Annotated in this window: 22 protein-coding genes, 1 tRNA gene and 1 pseudogene; 13 read left to right on the top strand and 11 right to left on the bottom strand. The window is 43.4% G+C overall.

The genetic code is table 11. The features are described 5' to 3' along the window. Positions 1-100: 100 nt before the first annotated feature. The 4 genes from M3221_RS05530 (at position 101) to M3221_RS05515 (ending at position 4257) form a co-directional block, all read left to right on the top strand. Positions 101-652, top strand: coding sequence for a general stress protein (locus tag M3221_RS05530; protein WP_251270514.1), 552 nt, complete (start codon positions 101-103; stop codon positions 650-652). Positions 653-789: 137 nt separating this feature from the next. After that, entirely contained in the window at positions 790-1296 is a 507-nt protein-coding gene (locus M3221_RS05525) for a hypothetical protein (protein WP_251270513.1), read from the top strand. 493 nt (positions 1297-1789) lie between these two features. Continuing rightward, positions 1790-3178, top strand: coding sequence for a glycoside-pentoside-hexuronide (GPH):cation symporter (locus M3221_RS05520; RefSeq protein WP_251270512.1), 1389 nt, complete (start codon positions 1790-1792; stop codon positions 3176-3178). 77 nt (positions 3179-3255) lie between these two features. Beyond that, positions 3256-4257 carry a LacI family DNA-binding transcriptional regulator gene (locus tag M3221_RS05515; RefSeq protein WP_251270511.1) on the top strand — a complete coding sequence of 334 codons (1002 nt, stop codon included), beginning with the start codon at positions 3256-3258 and terminating at the stop codon, positions 4255-4257. 73 nt (positions 4258-4330) lie between these two features. On the opposite strand, the gene M3221_RS05510 is transcribed toward M3221_RS05515, so the two are convergent. The 3 genes from M3221_RS05510 to M3221_RS05500 all read right to left on the bottom strand — a co-directional run bounded on the left by M3221_RS05510 (position 4331) and on the right by M3221_RS05500 (position 5483). Then, positions 4331-4416, bottom strand: a tRNA-OTHER gene (locus tag M3221_RS05510). Positions 4417-4587: 171 nt separating this feature from the next. Further along, the gene (locus M3221_RS05505) at positions 4588-4851 is read right to left on the bottom strand and encodes a DUF3243 domain-containing protein (protein ID WP_396120255.1); all 264 of its coding nucleotides are present in this window, start codon (positions 4849-4851) and stop codon (positions 4588-4590) included. A gap of 197 nt (positions 4852-5048) precedes the next feature. Continuing rightward, the gene (locus tag M3221_RS05500; RefSeq protein WP_251270509.1) at positions 5049-5483 is read right to left on the bottom strand and encodes a MarR family winged helix-turn-helix transcriptional regulator; all 435 of its coding nucleotides are present in this window, start codon (positions 5481-5483) and stop codon (positions 5049-5051) included. Positions 5484-5602: 119 nt separating this feature from the next. On the opposite strand from M3221_RS05500, the gene M3221_RS05495 reads away from it, so the two are divergent. Next, positions 5603-6190, top strand: a complete 588-nt coding sequence (locus tag M3221_RS05495; RefSeq protein WP_251270508.1) for an NAD(P)H-dependent oxidoreductase — start codon at positions 5603-5605, stop codon at positions 6188-6190. 100 nt (positions 6191-6290) lie between these two features. Here M3221_RS05495 and speD read toward each other — a convergent pair whose 3' ends face one another. The 3 genes from speD to M3221_RS05480 form a co-directional block, all read right to left on the bottom strand. Further along, on the bottom strand, positions 6291-7124 hold the full coding sequence (speD, locus tag M3221_RS05490) for an adenosylmethionine decarboxylase (RefSeq protein WP_251270507.1): 834 nt from the start codon (positions 7122-7124) through the stop codon (positions 6291-6293). Positions 7125-7255: 131 nt separating this feature from the next. Continuing rightward, the gene (locus M3221_RS05485) at positions 7256-8041 is read right to left on the bottom strand and encodes an SDR family oxidoreductase (protein WP_251270506.1); all 786 of its coding nucleotides are present in this window, start codon (positions 8039-8041) and stop codon (positions 7256-7258) included. Between the two features lie 93 nt (positions 8042-8134). After that, complete coding sequence (locus M3221_RS05480) at positions 8135-8602, bottom strand: DUF2798 domain-containing protein (RefSeq protein WP_251270505.1); 468 nt, start codon at positions 8600-8602, stop codon at positions 8135-8137. Positions 8603-8742: 140 nt separating this feature from the next. On the opposite strand from M3221_RS05480, the gene M3221_RS05475 reads away from it, so the two are divergent. Both M3221_RS05475 and M3221_RS05470 read left to right on the top strand, forming a co-directional pair. Beyond that, positions 8743-9171 carry a MarR family winged helix-turn-helix transcriptional regulator gene (locus M3221_RS05475; RefSeq protein WP_251270504.1) on the top strand — a complete coding sequence of 143 codons (429 nt, stop codon included), beginning with the start codon at positions 8743-8745 and terminating at the stop codon, positions 9169-9171. 91 nt (positions 9172-9262) lie between these two features. Next, positions 9263-9616, top strand: a complete 354-nt coding sequence (locus M3221_RS05470; RefSeq protein ID WP_251270503.1) for a hydrolase — start codon at positions 9263-9265, stop codon at positions 9614-9616. Positions 9617-9627: 11 nt separating this feature from the next. On the opposite strand, the gene yyaC is transcribed toward M3221_RS05470, so the two are convergent. Next, positions 9628-10209 carry a spore protease YyaC gene (gene yyaC, locus M3221_RS05465; protein WP_251270502.1) on the bottom strand — a complete coding sequence of 194 codons (582 nt, stop codon included), beginning with the start codon at positions 10207-10209 and terminating at the stop codon, positions 9628-9630. Positions 10210-10743: 534 nt separating this feature from the next. Here yyaC and M3221_RS05460 point away from each other — a divergent pair. Both M3221_RS05460 and M3221_RS05455 read left to right on the top strand, forming a co-directional pair. Next, positions 10744-10938 carry a hypothetical protein gene (locus M3221_RS05460; protein ID WP_242232322.1) on the top strand — a complete coding sequence of 65 codons (195 nt, stop codon included), beginning with the start codon at positions 10744-10746 and terminating at the stop codon, positions 10936-10938. A gap of 357 nt (positions 10939-11295) precedes the next feature. Then, a pseudogene (locus M3221_RS05455) lies at positions 11296-11458 on the top strand (low molecular weight phosphatase family protein); the annotation flags it as partial. Between the two features lie 284 nt (positions 11459-11742). Here the strand turns inward: M3221_RS05455 and M3221_RS05450 are convergent. Then, a complete protein-coding gene (locus M3221_RS05450) occupies positions 11743-11886 on the bottom strand; it encodes a hypothetical protein (protein ID WP_251270501.1) in 144 nt (47 codons plus the stop codon). Between the two features lie 240 nt (positions 11887-12126). Here M3221_RS05450 and M3221_RS05445 point away from each other — a divergent pair, with 240 nt between their 5' ends. After that, positions 12127-12510, top strand: a complete 384-nt coding sequence (locus tag M3221_RS05445; RefSeq protein ID WP_251270500.1) for a sporulation protein — start codon at positions 12127-12129, stop codon at positions 12508-12510. Positions 12511-12577: 67 nt separating this feature from the next. After that, positions 12578-13099, top strand: coding sequence for a cupin domain-containing protein (locus tag M3221_RS05440; RefSeq protein ID WP_251270499.1), 522 nt, complete (start codon positions 12578-12580; stop codon positions 13097-13099). A gap of 119 nt (positions 13100-13218) precedes the next feature. On the opposite strand, the gene thiT is transcribed toward M3221_RS05440, so the two are convergent. After that, positions 13219-13752 (bottom strand): energy-coupled thiamine transporter ThiT, encoded by a 534-nt coding sequence (gene thiT, locus M3221_RS05435; RefSeq protein ID WP_251270498.1) that lies wholly within the window; start codon positions 13750-13752, stop codon positions 13219-13221. A gap of 285 nt (positions 13753-14037) precedes the next feature. Here thiT and M3221_RS05430 point away from each other — a divergent pair, with 285 nt between their 5' ends. Further along, positions 14038-14331, top strand: coding sequence for an HNH endonuclease (locus M3221_RS05430; protein WP_251270497.1), 294 nt, complete (start codon positions 14038-14040; stop codon positions 14329-14331). Between the two features lie 41 nt (positions 14332-14372). Here M3221_RS05430 and M3221_RS05425 read toward each other — a convergent pair whose 3' ends face one another. Both M3221_RS05425 and M3221_RS05420 read right to left on the bottom strand, forming a co-directional pair. Next, positions 14373-15362, bottom strand: a complete 990-nt coding sequence (locus tag M3221_RS05425) for an S-layer homology domain-containing protein (protein WP_251270496.1) — start codon at positions 15360-15362, stop codon at positions 14373-14375. Positions 15363-15848: 486 nt separating this feature from the next. Further along, a complete protein-coding gene (locus M3221_RS05420; RefSeq protein ID WP_251270495.1) occupies positions 15849-16028 on the bottom strand; it encodes a hypothetical protein in 180 nt (59 codons plus the stop codon). A 256-nt stretch (positions 16029-16284) separates the two neighbouring features. Between M3221_RS05420 and ltaS the strand changes: the two genes are divergently transcribed. Continuing rightward, on the top strand, positions 16285-18198 hold the full coding sequence (gene ltaS, locus M3221_RS05415) for a lipoteichoic acid synthase (protein WP_251270494.1): 1914 nt from the start codon (positions 16285-16287) through the stop codon (positions 18196-18198). The last annotated feature ends 226 nt before the right edge of the window (positions 18199-18424 follow it).

Here is an 18424-nt window from a genome sequence, read left to right as displayed (position 1 = left end):
CTGGCACGAGCAGGAATCTTTTTTCTATTCGTCTAGTTGATTAGTTTTCTGAGTGATGGGTAATAAGAAAAAGACTGAACAAAGAGAGGAGAAACGGATAATGACAATGAGAATTATAGGCGGCATCTTTCGTGAGCATGAAGCGGTGATTAAAGTCATTGAAGAATTAAAGCTGAAAGGATACAGCATTGATGACATTTCCGTTTTTGCAAAAAGCAGCAAGGACGTACGTGATATCGAACATGAAACAAATGCAGATATTATTACAGACAGCAGTGAACGTCTGGAACATGCAGAAAGAGGGGCGGGCATCGGTGCTCTTTCCGGCGGTCTTCTCGTCGGATCACTCGGTGCGATTCTTGGAGCCGGCTTGATTGCAATTCCGGGTATTGGACCGATTGTGGCGGCTGGACCGATTGTGGCTGGCCTGACTGGAGCGGGCGTCGGCCTGGGAAGCGGCGGTATTATTGGGGCGCTCGCCGGAGCCGGTATACCGGAGGAAAAAGCAAAAGAGTATGAGCGGTATTTAAAGGAAGGCAATATTGTTGTGCTGGTGGACGCCAAAGAAAATCATGAAGCAGAAATTAAACGTATATTTGAAACACACAGTATGGCAACAAGAGCCGCGTATCGGCATCAAAGGGAACTATAATATAAATGGTAAATAGTAGAAAGGACCGCCTTGTGTCAATAACAGGGCGGTTTTCTTCATTTTTTTCCTTATGGTCCATTTTATGAAACATAGTGGGCACTTCAACCGTATAGGAATAAAATAAAGCGGGGGATGACATGCAAAAAAAAGTAGAGAAAAAGTTAGTCAGCTTATGTACAGGTGAACTATTCGCCGCCATTCTTTTTGCTGCCATGTGGGTCATGTATATAGAAATAATAGAATGGACAAAACCATACTTAACCTCTTTCCCACCTTTATATGCGTTTGGTTTATTAGAACTGATTCTGCTGCAGGGAAGCATGTATTGGTTTTTGAAGCTGAGGCAGATCAGACGCAGGAGCCGTACCCGTTTGCCCGAAGGCCAGCGGCAAATGTTCCAGTGGTTTAAACGGATCGATCAATGTTTGATTGGCGTTGGCGTTCTCATTCTTATCAAGCAGCTGTTCGACTTTCCTGCAACATTTTATTGGTTTTTGTTTTTATACGTATTTGCCCTTATTGAATACATTAATTATTTTCATATTCGTCTTTCTTACCAAACGAAAGAGGAAATTAAAGATTTTCTTCGTCAAAAAGAATTTAGGCGGTCGAAACTGGCGGACGAATTAAAGTATTTTAACTGATCGATTAAGGCTTCAAAACAAAAGCTTTCCTCTCGAGGAAAGTTTTTGTTTTTGCTCATATCAGCTTGCTCTTTGCGCACTGCGGCGGTTTTGATGGGGTGCAAGAGAAGGGAAAGAAAATAAAAGGATTGTATTTAAAGGAAGATTTGATATAATACCTCTATAAATGTTAACGTTAACATAAAAAGAAATTTTAGTTATTCTGCTCAATGTTAAGGTTTATATTGTAAGCTTTCTTTTTGATAAAGAAAAATGTTAACGTTAACATTTTGACGAAAAGGAAAGGAGCTGAGGAGAAAAGCCGCCCGCAGGCCGAACATCATAAGGTAACAGAAAATAAGTATCGTCTTTTTGTAAGCGTTTTAGTAGTGTGGAGAGGAAAGACTTTCTATTCGCCAGTCGCCAAACCAAGAATAGAAAGCCCTTTTGAAAAAACATTTGTCTCCAGTATAGCAGATTTCAAGCAATCACTTCAATGCACAGGAGGGTTATGATGAGTACTGTTTTTGCAGCAGATCCTGCGCCGAAAGGACAGGAGACCAAAAAGGAAAAGCTGAGTTTAAAAGAAAAGATTTCTTATGGCATGGGCGATTTTGGAAACGGTTTTATGTTCGATTTAGGCCAGTTATATTTGTTGAAATTTTTAACAGATGTAGCCGGTATTTCAGCCGCTGCAGCAGGCACCATTTTTCTGGTCAGCAAATTGTTTAATGCAGTTATGGACCCGCTTGTCGGCTCCTCGATTGATTATCGAAAAAACATCGGCAGGCGTGGGAAATTTCGGCCGTATCTTTTATTCGGCAGCTTAGCACTTGCCATCGTTACTGTACTGCTTTTTATCTCACCATCTGTACCGCCCGCAGGCAAGCTTGCGTATGCGTATGCCATTTACATGATGTGGGGCGTTGCTTATTCGTTTACAAATATTCCGTACGGCTCGCTGGGTGCGGCCATTACGCAAAATGCGGAGGAACGGACGTCTCTTGCCACATTCCGTCAAATCGGTTCACTGGGCGCACTGCTCATTACAAGTGTAATTGTGATGCCGCTGATTGTGCAGTTTGACCGTGCGGAAGTCGGCTATCCAGTTGTAATGGGGATTATGTCGGTCATCGGGATTATTGGATTTTTCATTTGTTACCGGAATACAAAAGAGCGCATCGTCGTAAAAGGCGGGCCAAAAGAAAAGCTGTCGTTTGGGTCAATTATCAAAACGTTCATTACGAACAAGCCGCTTTTGACACTGATCTTGATGACGATTTTCTCTATTTCTGCTTACAATATCAAATCAGCATTGCTTGTGTATTTTGCAGAATATAACTTAGGCAATGTGACACTCGTTGCCAACATGAGCTTTATTATTATCGGCTCTTCCTTTCTAGGTGTGATCTTCATGCCGAAGCTTGTAGCCCGGTTTGGGAAAAAGCGGACGGCCATGCTTGGATTCGTCATTTGTATTGCAGCCGATTTGCTGAACTTTTTTATTCCGACGAACATTTACTCATTTACCATTTTATCTGCGATTGCATTTATAGGGATCAGCATTCCGAACGGTATTACATGGGCGCTTGTTTCCGATATTATCGATTATGGCGAGTGGGTTTCGGGAGAGCGGAAAGAAGCGACTACATACTCGTTGTTTAACTTTTCACGCAAGCTTGCCCAGTCTCTGGCTGGTTTTTTATCGGGTATCAGTTTAACACTGGTCGGCTATGTGCCAAATGTAGCGCAGTCAGCTGGTACGCTGCTCGGCATTAAAGGGATGCTGACGCTTTATCCGGCTGCAGCGCTGACTATTGCGGTTTTAATTATCGGATTTATGTACAAGCTTACGGATGAAAAGCACGCGCAGATTATTAAAGACCTTGAAGCAAAAATATAATGGGGATGTAGGGTGCCGGAGGAACGGCTATGGTACTATTAGAGGGAGTAAATCTTGAGTTCTAAAGGGTGAATGGAATGGTTACGATTAAAGATATTGCAAAACTCGCAAATGTATCCCACACTACCGTTTCAAGAGCGCTGAATAACAGTGTATTGATCAAGGAGGATACGCGGAAAAAGATACTGGATTTAGCCGCCCAGCTGAACTATACACCCAACTACAGTGCTAAAAGCCTTGTTCTGAAAAAATCGTATACGATCGGCTTGTTTTTTACGAGCATTTCAACGGGAACGTCGCCAAGCTTTTTTGCCGAAACGGTAAAAGGAGTAAACAGCGTAATTGGCGAGGAATTCAACTTGTTTGTGCGCGGGATCGATGATTATAAAGATTATGCGTCGATTACAAAGCTGCGGTTTGACGGAATTATTTTAATGAGCCAAAGTGAAGTGGACAACACGTTTGTATATCATGTTTTGCAGCAAAAAATCCCGCTTGTGGTCTTGAACCGGCAGGTCGAGGAACAAAAAGCGATCAATATTTTGTCCAACGACCGGGAAGGGTCATTTCAGGCGGTGGAGCATTTAATTCAAAACGGCCATACAAAAGTTGCGATTATCAAGGGGATGAAAGGATTTAAGTCGACGGTAGAGCGGAAAGAAGGATATATGGAAGCGCTTATTCGCCATCAGCTTCCTGTTGAGCGCCATTATATTGAATGCGGAAGCTATGATATGCCGAGCGGTTATGCGGCAATGGAACGGCTTCTGGTACAGATGGACCCGCCGACGGCCGTCTTTTGCTCCAATGACGACATGGCGATCGGCGCAATGAATGCCGTGTTTGCGCATGGACTAAAAGTGCCGGACGATATCTCCATTGTTGGCTTCGATGATATTGGCTTTTCCCAATATACAACGCCAAGCTTAACGACTGTAAAGCGGCCAATTGAAAAAATAAGCGTTCAAGGTGCGAAGAAGCTTTTGGGGCTTATGGAAGGGTCGACAGAAACAGGAGAACGGATTTTTGTAAATACGGAATTGATGATCAGGAATTCTGTCAGTAAACAAAAAAAGTAGGCCGCCTGGGCCTGCTCATTCTGTCAAGCAAAGGAATGCAGAAGGGGAAGCTTTTTGCTTTTTCGTTCACGAAAGGACTTGACGGGATTTGAACCCGCAAGATACACAATAGTCATTCCAGGAAGCTATTGGCCGCTCTCACCGTTGAGCTACAAGTCCGTGTTTTTAGTATAAACAAATAAACAAATCTTATACACAGGTGAGTGGAATGTTGAAGTCCGCACCTACAAAAAAGGACTGATATGCATCATATCAGTCCTTTTTTACATTATGAATCGTACCTCTAGAGATCATTGAGCTGTTTCAAGCGTTGACCAAATGAACGACGAATTACTGCTGAACGAGTCTAACGAGCAGATGAGCCAGCTGGTGCTGCTGCTCTTCGTTTCCGACTTTCCAAAGCTCTTGAAGCAATTTTTCCTCGCGGTTGCGCGGCTCCTCATGCGCTGCCAGATAATCGGCTACTTTTTGCGCTGTTTTTGCAAGCTGCTCTTCATTCATGCCCAGCTTTTCACCTTTTTCCACTTTCTCGCCAAGGTAATTTTTAAAGGTGTCAAAACTTGCCAGAATGTCTTCTTTTTTATCTTGACCCATTGACTGTACTTTTTCTTCTACTTGACCTTGCGTTTCTGGAATTTCATTTCGATTTAAGTCTGCCATGTAACATCTCTCTCCTTTCGGTATTCCTTATTTGGTTGCCCCATTTGGAGAGAAATCAAACATAAAAACACATCTCAATGTGCTGGTAAATGATGCAGCCCTTCACAGCGGCAGGTCTGGCAAAAAAGTTTTTATTCATAAAAAACATGTTTCTGAAGAACATCAAGCGCATGCGCGATCGTATCCACTTGGTCGTTTGATACGTCTCCAACTCGTTCCAAAAATCGTGTATGAATTTGCTTAAACACTTCATCCATCATGGCTCGTCCGTCCGCTGATAAGTGAATGAACTGCTTTCTGCGGTCTTCCTCACTTTCTTTTCGTTCAACCAGCCCTTGCTCAGTGAGCTTTTTGAGTTCACGGCTCGTATTCGGCATGGAGATATGAAAACATGAGCTGATATCGCTCGGTGTAAGAGGCTGGCGGCTGACGGCAATATGCTCGAGGATGCTGTACTGAAGAGCTGTCAGCCCATCAGGCCGTGCATCTTTTGTCAGGTTGTGCTGAACGCGGTGGACTGAGGCAATAAAAGAAACAAAGTGCTCGAATAATGTATCACGGGTCATTGTTTTCACCTCATATCGGTACGATACCAAATTGATTATCAAAAAACAATTATCAATTGACAACTATTTAATCTCCTTATATGATTTAGTTATCAAATGATAAGTAAGGGGGCAGCGCTTTGAATGTATTGGTGATTTATACGTATCCTCACCATAAAAGCTTAAATGGCGCTTTTTTACAAAAGGTGATCGACGGCTGCAGTGAAAATGATCAAGTGCATGAAGCGAAAGTGATCGACTTGTACAAAGAAAACTTTCAACCAGCTTTACTATTTAATGAAACGAAGCGGCGCCGGAATATGCATAAGGATCCGGACCTGGCTTCCTACAGAGAGCTGATCACCTGGGCGGATAAGCTTGTGTTTGTTTACCCCATCTGGTGGGGAAGGCCGCCGGCCATGCTGCTTGGCTTTATTGATCAAATGTTTGCAGCAAACTTTGCATATCGTGACGGGCCTGGACTTTTCCCGGAAGGGCTTCTGGCAGGAAAATCGACGGTTTGTATATCGACGATGAAAGGGCCGGCACATTATCCCCGGTTCTGGCTCAATAATGCGCACCAAGTATTGATGAAAAGGGCCCTGTTTGGCTTTGTCGGCATTAAACGGGTAACCTTTTTTGAGTTCGGCAATATGGAAAAGAAAAACGGGAATCAGGAAAAAAAGCTCGATCGCGTTTACCGGTACTTTAAACGGATGAAACGGTAACACTTAAAAAAGCCCTCCTTTATCAAGGAGGGCTCAGGCTGCGAGCAAACGCCTGCTTTCTTACTTTGTTTTTGCTCGCAGCCCGCAGGACCGGGCTATTTTATTCAGATTCAATATCTGCATTGCGGACGATATTTTTTCCGTAAAAAATTTCATCCATTTCATGATGGAGCTTTTCGGTAATATTTTTAATTTCATCTTTGTCTAAATCGTTTTTCGTATGACCGAACAAATAGTTATCGAGGTCAAATTGGCGCAGTTTACACTTTGTATGGAAAATATTTTCCTGATAAATATTCACATCAATCATATGATACAGATCTTTTACATCCTTCGGAATGTAGTTTTGAATGGAATTGATATCATGATCAATAAACAGCTTATTGCCGTTAATATCACGCGTAAAGCCGCGCACGCGGTAATCCATTGTCATAATGTCTGTATCAAATGAATGAATAAGGTAGTTAAGTGCTTTCAGCGGGGAAATTTCGCCGCAGGTGGAAACATCAATATCGGCCCGGAATGTGGAGATTCCTTCATTTGGATGATACTCTGGATACGTATGAACGGTAATATGGCTTTTATCAAGTGCCATGACGACCGTGTCAGGCAGGGGACCTGGTGACTCTTCCTGTGATTGCCCGCGCGAATCTGGATGAACCGGTCCTTCTGAAATGAGCATCGTCACGCTTGCACCCTGCGGGATATAATCCTGCTTGGCAATGTTTAACACGTGAGCGCCGATAATATCGGTTACCTTTTTTAAAATTTCTGTCAGCCGGTCTGCGTTGTATTGTTCATCGATATATTCAATGTACGCTTTTCGTTCTTCTTTTGTTTTTGTCCAGCAAATATCGTACATATTAAAGCTGAGCGATTTTGTCAGGTTATTAAAATCGTGCAGCTGAATACCTTGACTTTGTTTAATGACCATTGTTACGCACTCCTTTGTTTCCATAATGGATATGTTTATGTTACCCGTCCAGACGAGGAAAAAACAACCCTTTCCCTTTAAGAAAAAATTTCACAAAAAAGAAGCGGAAAAGCATCCGCTTTTTTGACTCATTAAATGTCCATTTCCCAGCGTTCTTGTTCGGTTTTCTTTAGCTGGTCTTCTGTTTCCTTCGGGTGGACAGTACGGAATTTATGATGGTCCGCCGGTATAATTTCTACCATCTTGGCAATCATATCCGCCGGGTCGAACTGGTTCTTCAGGGCTTCTTCCTGCCGTTTCATATCTTCTTTCCGGGTAAAATGCGTTTCATCATTGAACCATTTCCATTTTTCTTCAGCGCTTCGGTCATTAAAGCCGGTTGCGTACGCCCCGGGGTTGATCGTCGCTACCTGCACGCCGAATTCCTTCAATTCCGCCTGCAGCGTTTGGGCAATCCCTTCAATCGCATGCTTGATCGCGGTGTAAGGACCTACATAGGGTGTGGCTGAAATACCGGCCATCGAGCTCATAAACACAATTTTGCCCTTGCCGCGCTGGACCAGCTGGCGGGCTGCGATCTGAACGGTTTCGAGCGTCGCAAAAACATTTACCTCAAACAGTGCCCGAAAGCGGTCCATTGGAACTTCGGCAAGCGGCCCGCCTTCGTTAATCGCCGCATTGGCAACGAAAATGTCAAAATCATAGTCCGCAATCTGGGCAGTATCACGCGGATTGGTAATATCAAGTTTAATTACATCGATATCAAGGCCCTGCTCCTGAACTTCCCGAAGCAGGTCTGTTTTTTGGGCGGTAATTTCAGTGGCCGCAATCACGCGCTGGCCGGATTGAGCCAAGCCGATCGCAGCTCCGCGTCCGAGCCCTGTTCCTGCACCCGTGATGAAAATGTTTTTTTTCATATGTATGCCTCCTGTTAAAAGAACGTGTTTCTTTTGACGTCCCCTCTTTACAGGCAGTAAAACATTAAAAAAGAACAGAAAAAACACAGCAGATTAAGCTAACGTACCTTTTTCGGCATATAGTTTCAAAAAAATGGCTCTAACAATAGGACCGACTACAAGCAGCTGCAGAGGAAGAGCAAACAGAGCATTTTTCCAAAGTGTATCTGCATAGAGCTGGGGAAAAGCAGGTGTAATGCCTACATTCACCATAACACCATATAGAGACATAAATAAAACCATAAAGAAAATCATGAAGCAGGACATGCATAAAATTTTATGGATTGGTTTTGTTTGCTCAGTTGTGATCTTGTTCAAAAGAAACCGTGCAGCAGGACCCGCTACGAATACATCCAGCAAAAGAGCCACGACAAATCCGGGAATCAATCCAGCAATCAAGTGCCCAAAAAAGTGTGAAGAAAAGCCTTCGAGCAGTAGAAGGTTATACATACTCATAAAAATGACCATGCCTGCACACATCAATATGGTAAACGTAAATTTTTCCTTTTTTGTTTGTCCCATTACTTAAACTCCTTTTTTATATTGTCAACACTGTTGACGATTCATTATATCGGCTCGTTTTCTTATTGTCAACGGTGTTGACATAAAGTAAAAGCCTCTTTATTGTTAAAAAAAAGACCATTAGAAAAGGAAGGTCGATTATGCAAAAAAAGAGCTATTTACCGGATTTGCTAAGTGACAAACACTTGCTGCTCCGCCAAAAGGTTCGAATGCTGTGGCAACAGTCAGGCAGGGAAGATGTGACACTGGCAGAGTCCCACTTGCTCAGCCTGCTTGAGCAGCAGCCGGAAACCATCGCTGGTGCTGCAAGAAAAATGAATATTTCACGCCAGGCCGTTCATCGATGTGCTAAAGGACTGATTGAAAAAAACTATATTGATGACAAAATGATACAAAAAAATGAGCGTGACAAAGTGCTGGTACTCACGGACAAAGGCAGCGCTTTTTGCAGGGAGATCATGGAGGTGAAGCAGCAAGTAGAAGAAGAGATTGCAGAAAAGATTGGACAGGAAAACGTAATCTGGCTAAAAAAGCTGCTGGAGGAGAACTGGGATAATAAAATCATGTAAATGAGCGGCGGCTTAAGTGCAAACGCTGTCCTTTTTTCGTTTGTGTTTAGGAGCAGGGGGTACAGGATAAAAAACGAGGGAGATGATCAAGGTGGAACAGGAAAAGCAGATATACTATGTGGATTTAAACAGTGAAAGTATCCTGCCCGAGCCGATAGACAGCCCAAGCTTTGTTATTCATGCGACCCCAAAAGAAGCCGATGTGTTAAAAGCGGTAATGGATGATAAATATGGAGCCGATGTGGAGGCGTTTGTTCGTGCGCATATTCCTTATTTAGAATATCATCATGATCCGCAAAACGACCGTTACGACGCTTCACAAAGGGTTCTTTATTCTCTGATTTATTTGTTGGGAGACCAAGCAGCAAAACAGCATATTGAGCAGATGGGGATTTTAACAGACCGAAAAGAGGACGACCCGGATGAAATTCAGCGTTTCAGGTAAAAAGGTGCGTATTATACGCACCTTTTTTCGTGGTCAGCAACCGTTGTCCGTTTCTTCTCATACTCTAGTTCTACAAGTGCCCGCGTAATAAAATCAGCCGTTTTATTGGCCATTTTATAAACAAGTGAAAGGCGTGTGCCTTGAAGTACCTGAATCGGAAGAAACCCGCCGACATTAACAATCCCGGAAATATGATAATCACCGATTGGAGGCAGGTCTTTTTGAACACCGGCGCCAGGTTTTAAGGCCCCTTGTTCTAAGCTGACGGTGCCGATATTAGCAGCGGCCCCAAGGCAGGCGTCAATCGCGATAATAAGCGGATTTGCATGCTGCTGTCGGATCTGTTCAACCGTTTCGGCTAAATTTTTAGCATGAACTGGGTGATCGAGGCAACCATACACAGAAACATGCGTGTATTTACGGAGGAAAAAGGTTTGTTTTAATTTAAAACCAACGAAAGGACCATAGCTGTCACCGGCCGACCGGTCCGTGCCTATGCACACAAAAACGATCTCCCGGCGGCTGGATAAAATAGGTTTTAATTCGTTCTTTAAATCATGTACAAAAAATGTATCATCTACACACTGTCTCATTGCCGACAAACCCCCTTCTGTTCTTTATTAAGAATTAAACTCATTATATAGTCTTTATAAAGAAATTCATCTTTTACCATAAGAATGCTTAAGATAATACTTGGCAAAACAGATAAAACTGCGTTTGATTCGCATCTTTTCGAACGAGGCGATGGAGGTGGAAAAAATAATCGGAATCTTTAGTGCCTTCTTTGAGTCGCTTATGGCAGCGGCGTACACCCGAACAGGCCGGCACGCTCCCGCTTGGGCTGCTTTTTAAAGGCTTCTTAAATATAGTATGCCCATTATCGCAAGTTATTATATGAAATAACTTTGCCTATTTTTTAAGAAGGCTCCTGCACGTTTAAGAATCTTTCTTGCGATGGGCAGCAATGGCAGCTGCCGCCTGTTTTGAATGGCTGCAAGAAGACAAAAAAAGACAGAAAAAGGAGCGCGGCCTTTTTGGAATGCGCTTTTTGTCGGCATTTGATGAACGATTTTTACAGGTAAATCTTGTATTCTAGCGAAATAGTTAAATAAAGGAGGATGATTATTGTGAAAACGAGCAACCTTACATACTTACAATCGATTACGTATCATGTGGTAAACCGGCTGGGGAAGTCAAAATGTGCTTTATGTAAAACAAAAGGAGAGCCACTGTTTCAAGTGAATCAGCACAATCGAAAGCGAAGTGTCTGCTCGAAATGCGCTGTATACGCAGAAGCAAGAATCTTCCGGAAACATGCATAATAAAAGACTTTGTCAAAGTCTCCAGGCGTGAAAGCATCGAATTCCCTGCCGTTATATGCTTTATGAATAGTCATGCTTTATCCTATTATGAGAGAAAATAAACCAGTTTGTGCAAAGCTTGCAGGAACAAGCTTTAAAAACGGGAAGAAAGTGCCGCGCCAGCTCACATTCAACTTGGCGGGCTGGCATGTGTTTATTTATAATCAGTATCTAACACCGTTTGTAGCAGGCCAACGGTGTTAAAGCTGTTTTTAGCTTTAATTAGAATAACGAGCGGTCTTTTTGGGATGATTACAAGATTAATAGTGCGTTTTTATTTGTAAAATCAGATGAAGGCAGCTGCAGCAGACAAGAGAGGCGGATTACTGCCCGGTAACGCCTCCTCACAGTAAACGTGTTCATTGGGATTTAACGATCCGGCCAAGGCAGAAGAAACTGAAGAAGAAAAGCGGGCTTTTTTCAGCGGGTACGTGATGAAATTGGTGAACGTATCAGCCGCTTTGCGCAAACAGGTGAGTAAGAAAAATCGGGGAGGCTTCTCTCGGCTTTTTTATTATGAGAGCAAAGTATAGGAGCCTGGCGGGCATACCGGTTTTAGAAGCGGTGCCAATAGGCAATACTACATGTGGGAAGTAGATCAAGACACCGCCGGAAGGCTTCCGCCCGTTTTTTATGCAGGGAGCACATTCCGACGGAGCAGCAATATAGCATTGAATGGTGAATCTTGCCTAAGAAGCATTTGTTTTAGTTCTGCTGCAGGAATAAACGGTACTGCCGGTGAAGACTATATTTGTCAGCTCGTTCTCATTTGCCGCTTTTTGATCTTTGCAGTTCACGTAAAAATCCCATGGAAGCAGCGAAAGCAGCAGCACGCGGCGGAACTCCTTGCTTCATTAAAGCATCTGTTGTTTCCTGAATGCGCTGGCCTGTATTTTGCGGTTTTTCCATCCTGTCCACTCCTTTCTCTATTTACGTTTAGCTTGGAGCTGGCCGTTCTTTTTTATGTGGGAAAAATACTGGTTTATGAAGTATTTTTGTGTTTTTATTCCTTAATAAAACGTTTACAGTTTTTTAACAATATAAATTTTTCCATACCCCTTTACAAATGGGCAAAACCGGCGTATAGTACGTGTTTATCAGGCGTTTGCGCCAATCTTTATTTACGAGCAATGGAGGGAACAGCGAGGTATGTTGACTAAGTTAATGAACCAGGTAAAAGGCCGCATCGGTTCACCGCATATCGACTTGTTGCTGGATAAAAATGAATTTATGCCCGGCGAAAAAGTGACGGGTTCATTTGTCATAAAAGGCGGTTTGTTTGAACAGAAATTAAGCCGGCTTGAGTGTGATTTACTGACAGGAAGCGATGAGGCCCCCGCTGGAGATGCGATTATGATTTTTATGTCAGAGCATATTCCGCCGAATGCGTCCAAGCGTATTCCGTTTTCGTTTCAGCTGCCAGAGCAATTAAGTGAAAGCCGTTATTATTTCCAAACGAAGCTTTGCTTTGGTGAAGGAAAAAAATGCATTGGACAAGATCCTATTCGTGTTGTGCAGCCGTCTTTTTCTTAAATCGTGAGTTGACGTTCCAAAGAAGGGTATAACGAAAGAACCGTTATGCGAAAAGGAGCGGATGTATATGAAACCGGATATACAGACCTTTCAATGTAAAGATGATGGTGAAATCCCGAATAATGGGAGGTTCCCGGTCATCGTTTATAAGCAGGTATTTACGGATACACCAAGCGAGATAGAGCCGGCATTTAACCGGCATGGCTGGACGAACAGCTGGGTGAATGGTATTTTCGATTATCATCATTACCATACCAATACACATGAAGTGCTTGGAGTAAAGTCTGGAGACGCGGTTGTACAGATCGGCGGGGAGCAGGGAGAACGGCTGGAGATTCAAACGGGCGACGTGATCGTACTTCCCGCTGGGACGGGCCATAAGCGGCTCAGCCAAAGTCCGGATTTTTCTGTAGTCGGTGCGTACCCGAATGGGCAAAGCCCTAATTTAAAAAAGCGTGATACAGGTTCCCGGGCACAGTCTCTTAGCGAAATTGAACAAGTGCCAGCAGCCGAAACGGATCCCGTTTTTGGCGAAAGAGGGCCGCTGCTGGACTATTGGAAGGATTGTAAAGAAGACGGCTGCGATTGAGCAGCTTTTTTTTATGCCAAAAATGCCGAACGGCAGTGCTTCTGCGGAAAGCCGTCCTTTTTTAAAAACCATCTTCTCAAAGGAACCGTCCTTTTTTATATTAAAAACCGGCCGCAAAATTATACTTTAAAGAGCCGAGGTGCGGTTTTTAAAAGAAATACAAGAACAATGGTGCATACTAGAAATGTGAGAAGGGCGGCGCTGCCATTGATAGCCAGAGAGTAAAGGGCAGCCGGCATGTCTTTCGGTGCAGCCTCTCCAAAATACACCCATCCAGCAAGGAAATGCCAGAAGTAACGGGCCAGGCAGCCGACGAACACAGCCATGACAATGGATTTTGCCGTAATATTACGGCCGGCGAACAGCCCGGCAAGACCAATAAATGAAAACGCAATAAAGTATTCAATAAATGCTTGAAGTGGTGTTAAAACGTAAGCAGTGCCCAGTACAATCTGTAAAAGCCCCCAAACAAAGCCGGAAGCCATTCCTGCTTTCCATCCCCAGCGCAGTGACAAAAGCAGAACGGGAATCATGGCAATTGAAATCTTTACCCATGGAAAAGGCTCAATAGCAGGCAGAACATCAATAATATAGGCAAGAGCAGCTATGATCGCTGCTTCAATTAAGGCTTGAAGCGGCAGTTTGCGATTCAATGTTTTTCCTCCTTTCTTTGCCGTACGCGAAGATGGAAGAAAAGGTACAAATCCTTGCGCCGGCATAATCCGACATGCTCCATGGAACCAGATGAACACTGTTTTCAGCCCGAAGGTTCCCCATATGGCCTTATTCATTGTAGCAAAGAGCAAGAAAAGACAAAAGGATACAGTAATGGAAACCTTTATAAAGGGCAGGTTTGGCAGCTAAATAGCCAGATTCTCTACACTCCGGCTGTAAAAACGGATTTGTTACAATAGAAGAAAATGGAGGCGGAATATTGGATGAAATCATCTGTTTGCGAGTTGTGCGGCCGCTCGCCGGTTGAAACGACCGTTCACCATTTAACGCCGAGGGAAGAAGGAGGATCGTATGGACCGACGGCTGACTTGTGCCTGCCGTGCCACAAGCAGATTCATGCACTTTACACTAATAAAGAACTGGCTGTTCGTCTCCATTCGATTGAGAGGCTGCGCCAGGATGAAAAAATTAGCAAGTATATAAAATGGATCCGCAAGCAGCCGGCTGAAACGCTTGTCCGTGTGCGTAAGTCAAATGAACGAAAGCGGTCCAGATAAACGCAAAGACGGCTTCCTTTTGGAGCCGTCTTTGCGTTTCGTTAGTTTGTTGGTGTGATGCCTTTTATCATATGGGCAAGCTTATACTGAATCCGCTCATAATCCTTTGCTTCATTTGAGTTTCTTTTATCAACAACACGATTTTGATTATCCATAAACAAATACGGGTGCTCGCTCGGTCCCTGATAGAAATAATACGTCGGTCCCTGCTTCTTCAGCAGTTCGAAAGGTGCGCCTTCATAGCGGGGCAGCTTCGACTCCGGTACGGCCCAAATAATAGCAAGTATCGGCTTGTGGCCCAGGTAAGCCGTGTTATTGTAATAAAAATACGTTCCATATGAACCGATTTTATCTTTTTTATTTTCTGTCGTTACCTGCGTTTTCATATAGTTAGGCAGTTCCAGCTTATATGTAAGTGCTGTATTCGTGTAGGTATATGTTTTATAGTCGTCATTTAGGGCACGCGCTAGAAAGACCGAAAATTGCGAGCGTGTCAGAGCTTGATTCGGCTTAAAGGTTCCATCGGGATAACCGAGCGTAATATTTTGGCTGGAAAGCGCAGTAATATAAGGATGCCCCCAGAAGCTCTTCGGTACATCTTTAAATGAAACAGCATCAGATGCTTTCCATTTGAATGCGGCAGTCAGCATACGTGCCATCTGGGCGCGTGTGATCGGTTCTGCTGGTTTTAAAGATGTGCTTTTGGGAAATAATCCTTCGTCCACAACCGCGGCTGCTTCTGCATAGCCGCTGCTTGATTTGGGCAGGTCGTTAAATCCTGGAGCCGGGCGGTTTGTTAAATCCAGATTCAGCGCTCTTGCTGTCATAATCATGGCTTGAATTTTAGTAACAGGCGCATTGGGCTGAAACGATTGATCCTTAAAGCCGCTAATAATTTTTTTGTTCGTTAAATAAACAATTTCTTCGTTCGCCCAGTACGACTGGCTGACGTCTTTGAACGCAGCTGATGCGGAAATGGACTGGGTAAACAACAAGCCTGCAGCAAGTAAAACAGCACACACTTTCTTCATGACTTTTCTCCTTTTGTAAAAAAATCATTTATTTGGTTCTTTTTTACAATAACATTATTTTACACTTGTTACCACCTTTAATTGGAAAATAGTTCAAAAAGAGCAAGGGAACCAGACTCTATAAGAAATGCCTGCTGAGATAAAAGAGGATGGAAGGAAGCATTGTAAAAAGTGGTTGCCTTTTGTGGAAAGGAATATAACGTAATCTATTACTATCGAAGTTGGTTCAAAAGAATCGGTACTTCTCTGTTTTATTTTTTAGAGGATGACCATTGCGGATTATTTGCGGAGACGCCCGCGGCAGTCGGGTAGTGAAACTAGGGAATAAAGAAGATTTTTTTGGAGATGTAGATATAGGAGAAAGAGAATGGGGACCGTTCAAAAGAGCCGCTTCTTTGGTTTGACAATGGAGAAATACCTATCAGGCAAAGGAGCACCGAATTTGAACATTATCCTTAAGAAGATTTTGATCAAGGTGATTCGTACTCAGAAATCCTGAATTCCTGTTGAATAAAAAACGGTCCAGCATGAATGAACTAAAATGCCGACTGCTATCGCTAAAAACAGGACATGAGTGATCTGCAGACGGTGTTCCCGCTTTGTTTTCACGAATAAAATAATCCACAGCACAGCGAGCAGATTATGCAAAACAAACAGTCCGTCCATTAAAAACAGCTCCTTCCTTACCGCTTATTGTGCCTGGGAATCACCGCAAAGACAACGAGTCTGTCAGGTTATCTGACCAAGAACAAAACCGGCTGCTTTCAAAGCGTTTTATATTCTTCCATCCTTGCGTGATAGAGAAGATACTCGACGGTAACAGCAAAATGTTGTATATTTTATAAATGCGCTTCTCATTAAATGATAATTTTATAAAAAAGACTTTGGATGATTATGAATAGGTTGGAAGAAGGGAATTAAAATGAATCGATTGTTTTTAAAGCCGTTACACTTTTTTGCTTTAGCGGTTATTTTGGTTTGGCTGAAATCGTACATTGCCTACCTCACAGAATTTCAGCTGGGGATCAACAATGCGATGCAGACATTTCTTCTATTTTTAAATCCGCTCAGCTCAGCGGTTCTCTTTTTAGGGCTCGCCCTGTTTTCAAAACGAAGCGGCAGATGGATTCTTGTATTCAGTAGTATTATGACGCTGATTTTATACAGCAACATCCTATACTACCGTTTCTTCAATGACTTTGTTACGCTGCCGACACTGTTTCAAACGAGCAACGCCGGGCATTTGGGCGGAAGCATTGCCGATTTAACAGAATGGCATGATGTCATTTATTTCGCAGATTTAGTGATTCTTGCAGTGGTTCTTTGGATGAAAAGAAAAGAATGGAAGCTTCAGGTTACACCGAAAAGAAAAGTACTGGCGATTTTGGCAGCCGGTGCAGTAATTTTTGCGGTAAATCTGGGTCTTGCGGAAGCAGACCGTCCGCAGCTTCTGTCTAGAGCGTTTGACCGCAACTATTTAATCAAATATTTAGGCGCATACAATTACACGGTATATGATGCAATTCAAACTGTGAAAAACGAGAAGCAAAGCGCTTTTGCGAGCAGTGACGACTTAACAAATGTGGAAAACTACACAAAGTCTCATTATGCAGCGCCAAATGAAGAGTATTTCGGGAAAGCAAAAGGGATGAATGTGATTAAAATTCACCTTGAGTCGTTTCAAACATTTTTGATTGATTACAAGTTAAACGGCCAGGAAGTCACACCGTTCTTAAATTCACTGGCGCACAACAACGAGTATATGTATTTTGATAACTTCTTTCATCAAACCGGCCAGGGGAAAACCGCTGACGCTGAATTGATGATGGATACTTCGCTGTTCGGCCTGCCGCAGGGATCTGCGTTTGTTCTCAAAGGCCGCAACACCTATCAGGCTGCACCGGCAATTTTGAACCAAAAAGCAGGCTATACAAGTGCTGTTCTGCACGGTGACTATAAAACATTCTGGAACCGGAATGAAATTTACAAGCAAATGGGCGTAGACACGTTTTTTGATGCCAGCTATTACAACATGGAAGGCGACCGGAAAATCAACTACGGTTTGAAAGACAAGCCGTTTTTTGAAGAGTCTATTCCAATGCTTCAATCAATGGAGCAGCCGTTTTACGCGCATTTAATGACGCTGACTAACCATTTCCCATTTGTTATGGATGAAGGAGATGCATCGATTGAGCCAGCGACAACGGGAGACGGCACTGTAGACCGGTACTTCCAGACGGCACGTTACATGGATGAAGCACTTCAGTCATTTTTTGCAGACTTGAAAAAAGCTGGTTTATACGATAACTCCATGATTCTCATTTACGGTGATCACTACGGCATCTCCGAAAACCATAACAAAGCGATGGCGCAAATTATGGGCGAAGAGATTACGGACTTTAAAAACGCACAGCTCCAGCGCGTACCGCTGTTTATCCACGTGCCAGGCGTTGAAGGCGGAGTGAAACACCAGTATGGCGGCGAAATTGACGTCCTGCCGACGATGCTTCACCTTTTAGGCATTGACAATAAAGAATTTATTCAGTTCGGTACGGACCTCCTTTCACCGGAGCACGATGAAGTAGTAGCATTCCGCAACGGCGACTTTGTATCACCGAAGTACACATCGATTGATGGAACGTACTATGATTCAAAAACAGGTGCAACATTAGAGCCGACCGCCGATATGCAGGCGGCTAAAAAGAAAGTAGCTGATCAGCTGTCTTTCTCTGATCAAGTATTGTATGGTGATTTACTGCGCTTCCATGATATAGAAGGCATGGAGCCGGTTGACCCAACTCAGTACCAGTACGGAAAAGAAACAGCCGAGGAATAAGATTGTAATAAAAAGCCCGCAGAGCCAGGGACTGACCCCCATTCTGCGGGCTTTTTTATATACAAATAGATGCTCTTTTACTTTAGTTGGTAAAAACGAATGATGCTGCCTGATAACAGCCGCTTCAGCTTTGCAGACGCCTGCATATCTTGTTAATAGATTCATTGAAAGGAGGAAAAGAGATGTGTTCGGGCTTCAGCAGGAACGAGTGTCACTGCGGTTGTTC

The organism is Domibacillus indicus, assembly GCF_023715895.1.
Taxonomy (GTDB): Bacteria; Bacillota; Bacilli; order Bacillales; family Domibacillaceae; genus Domibacillus; species Domibacillus indicus_A.
The sequence above is the reverse complement of the archived record's forward strand: the minus strand, read 5'-3'. Positions and strand labels throughout refer to the sequence as shown.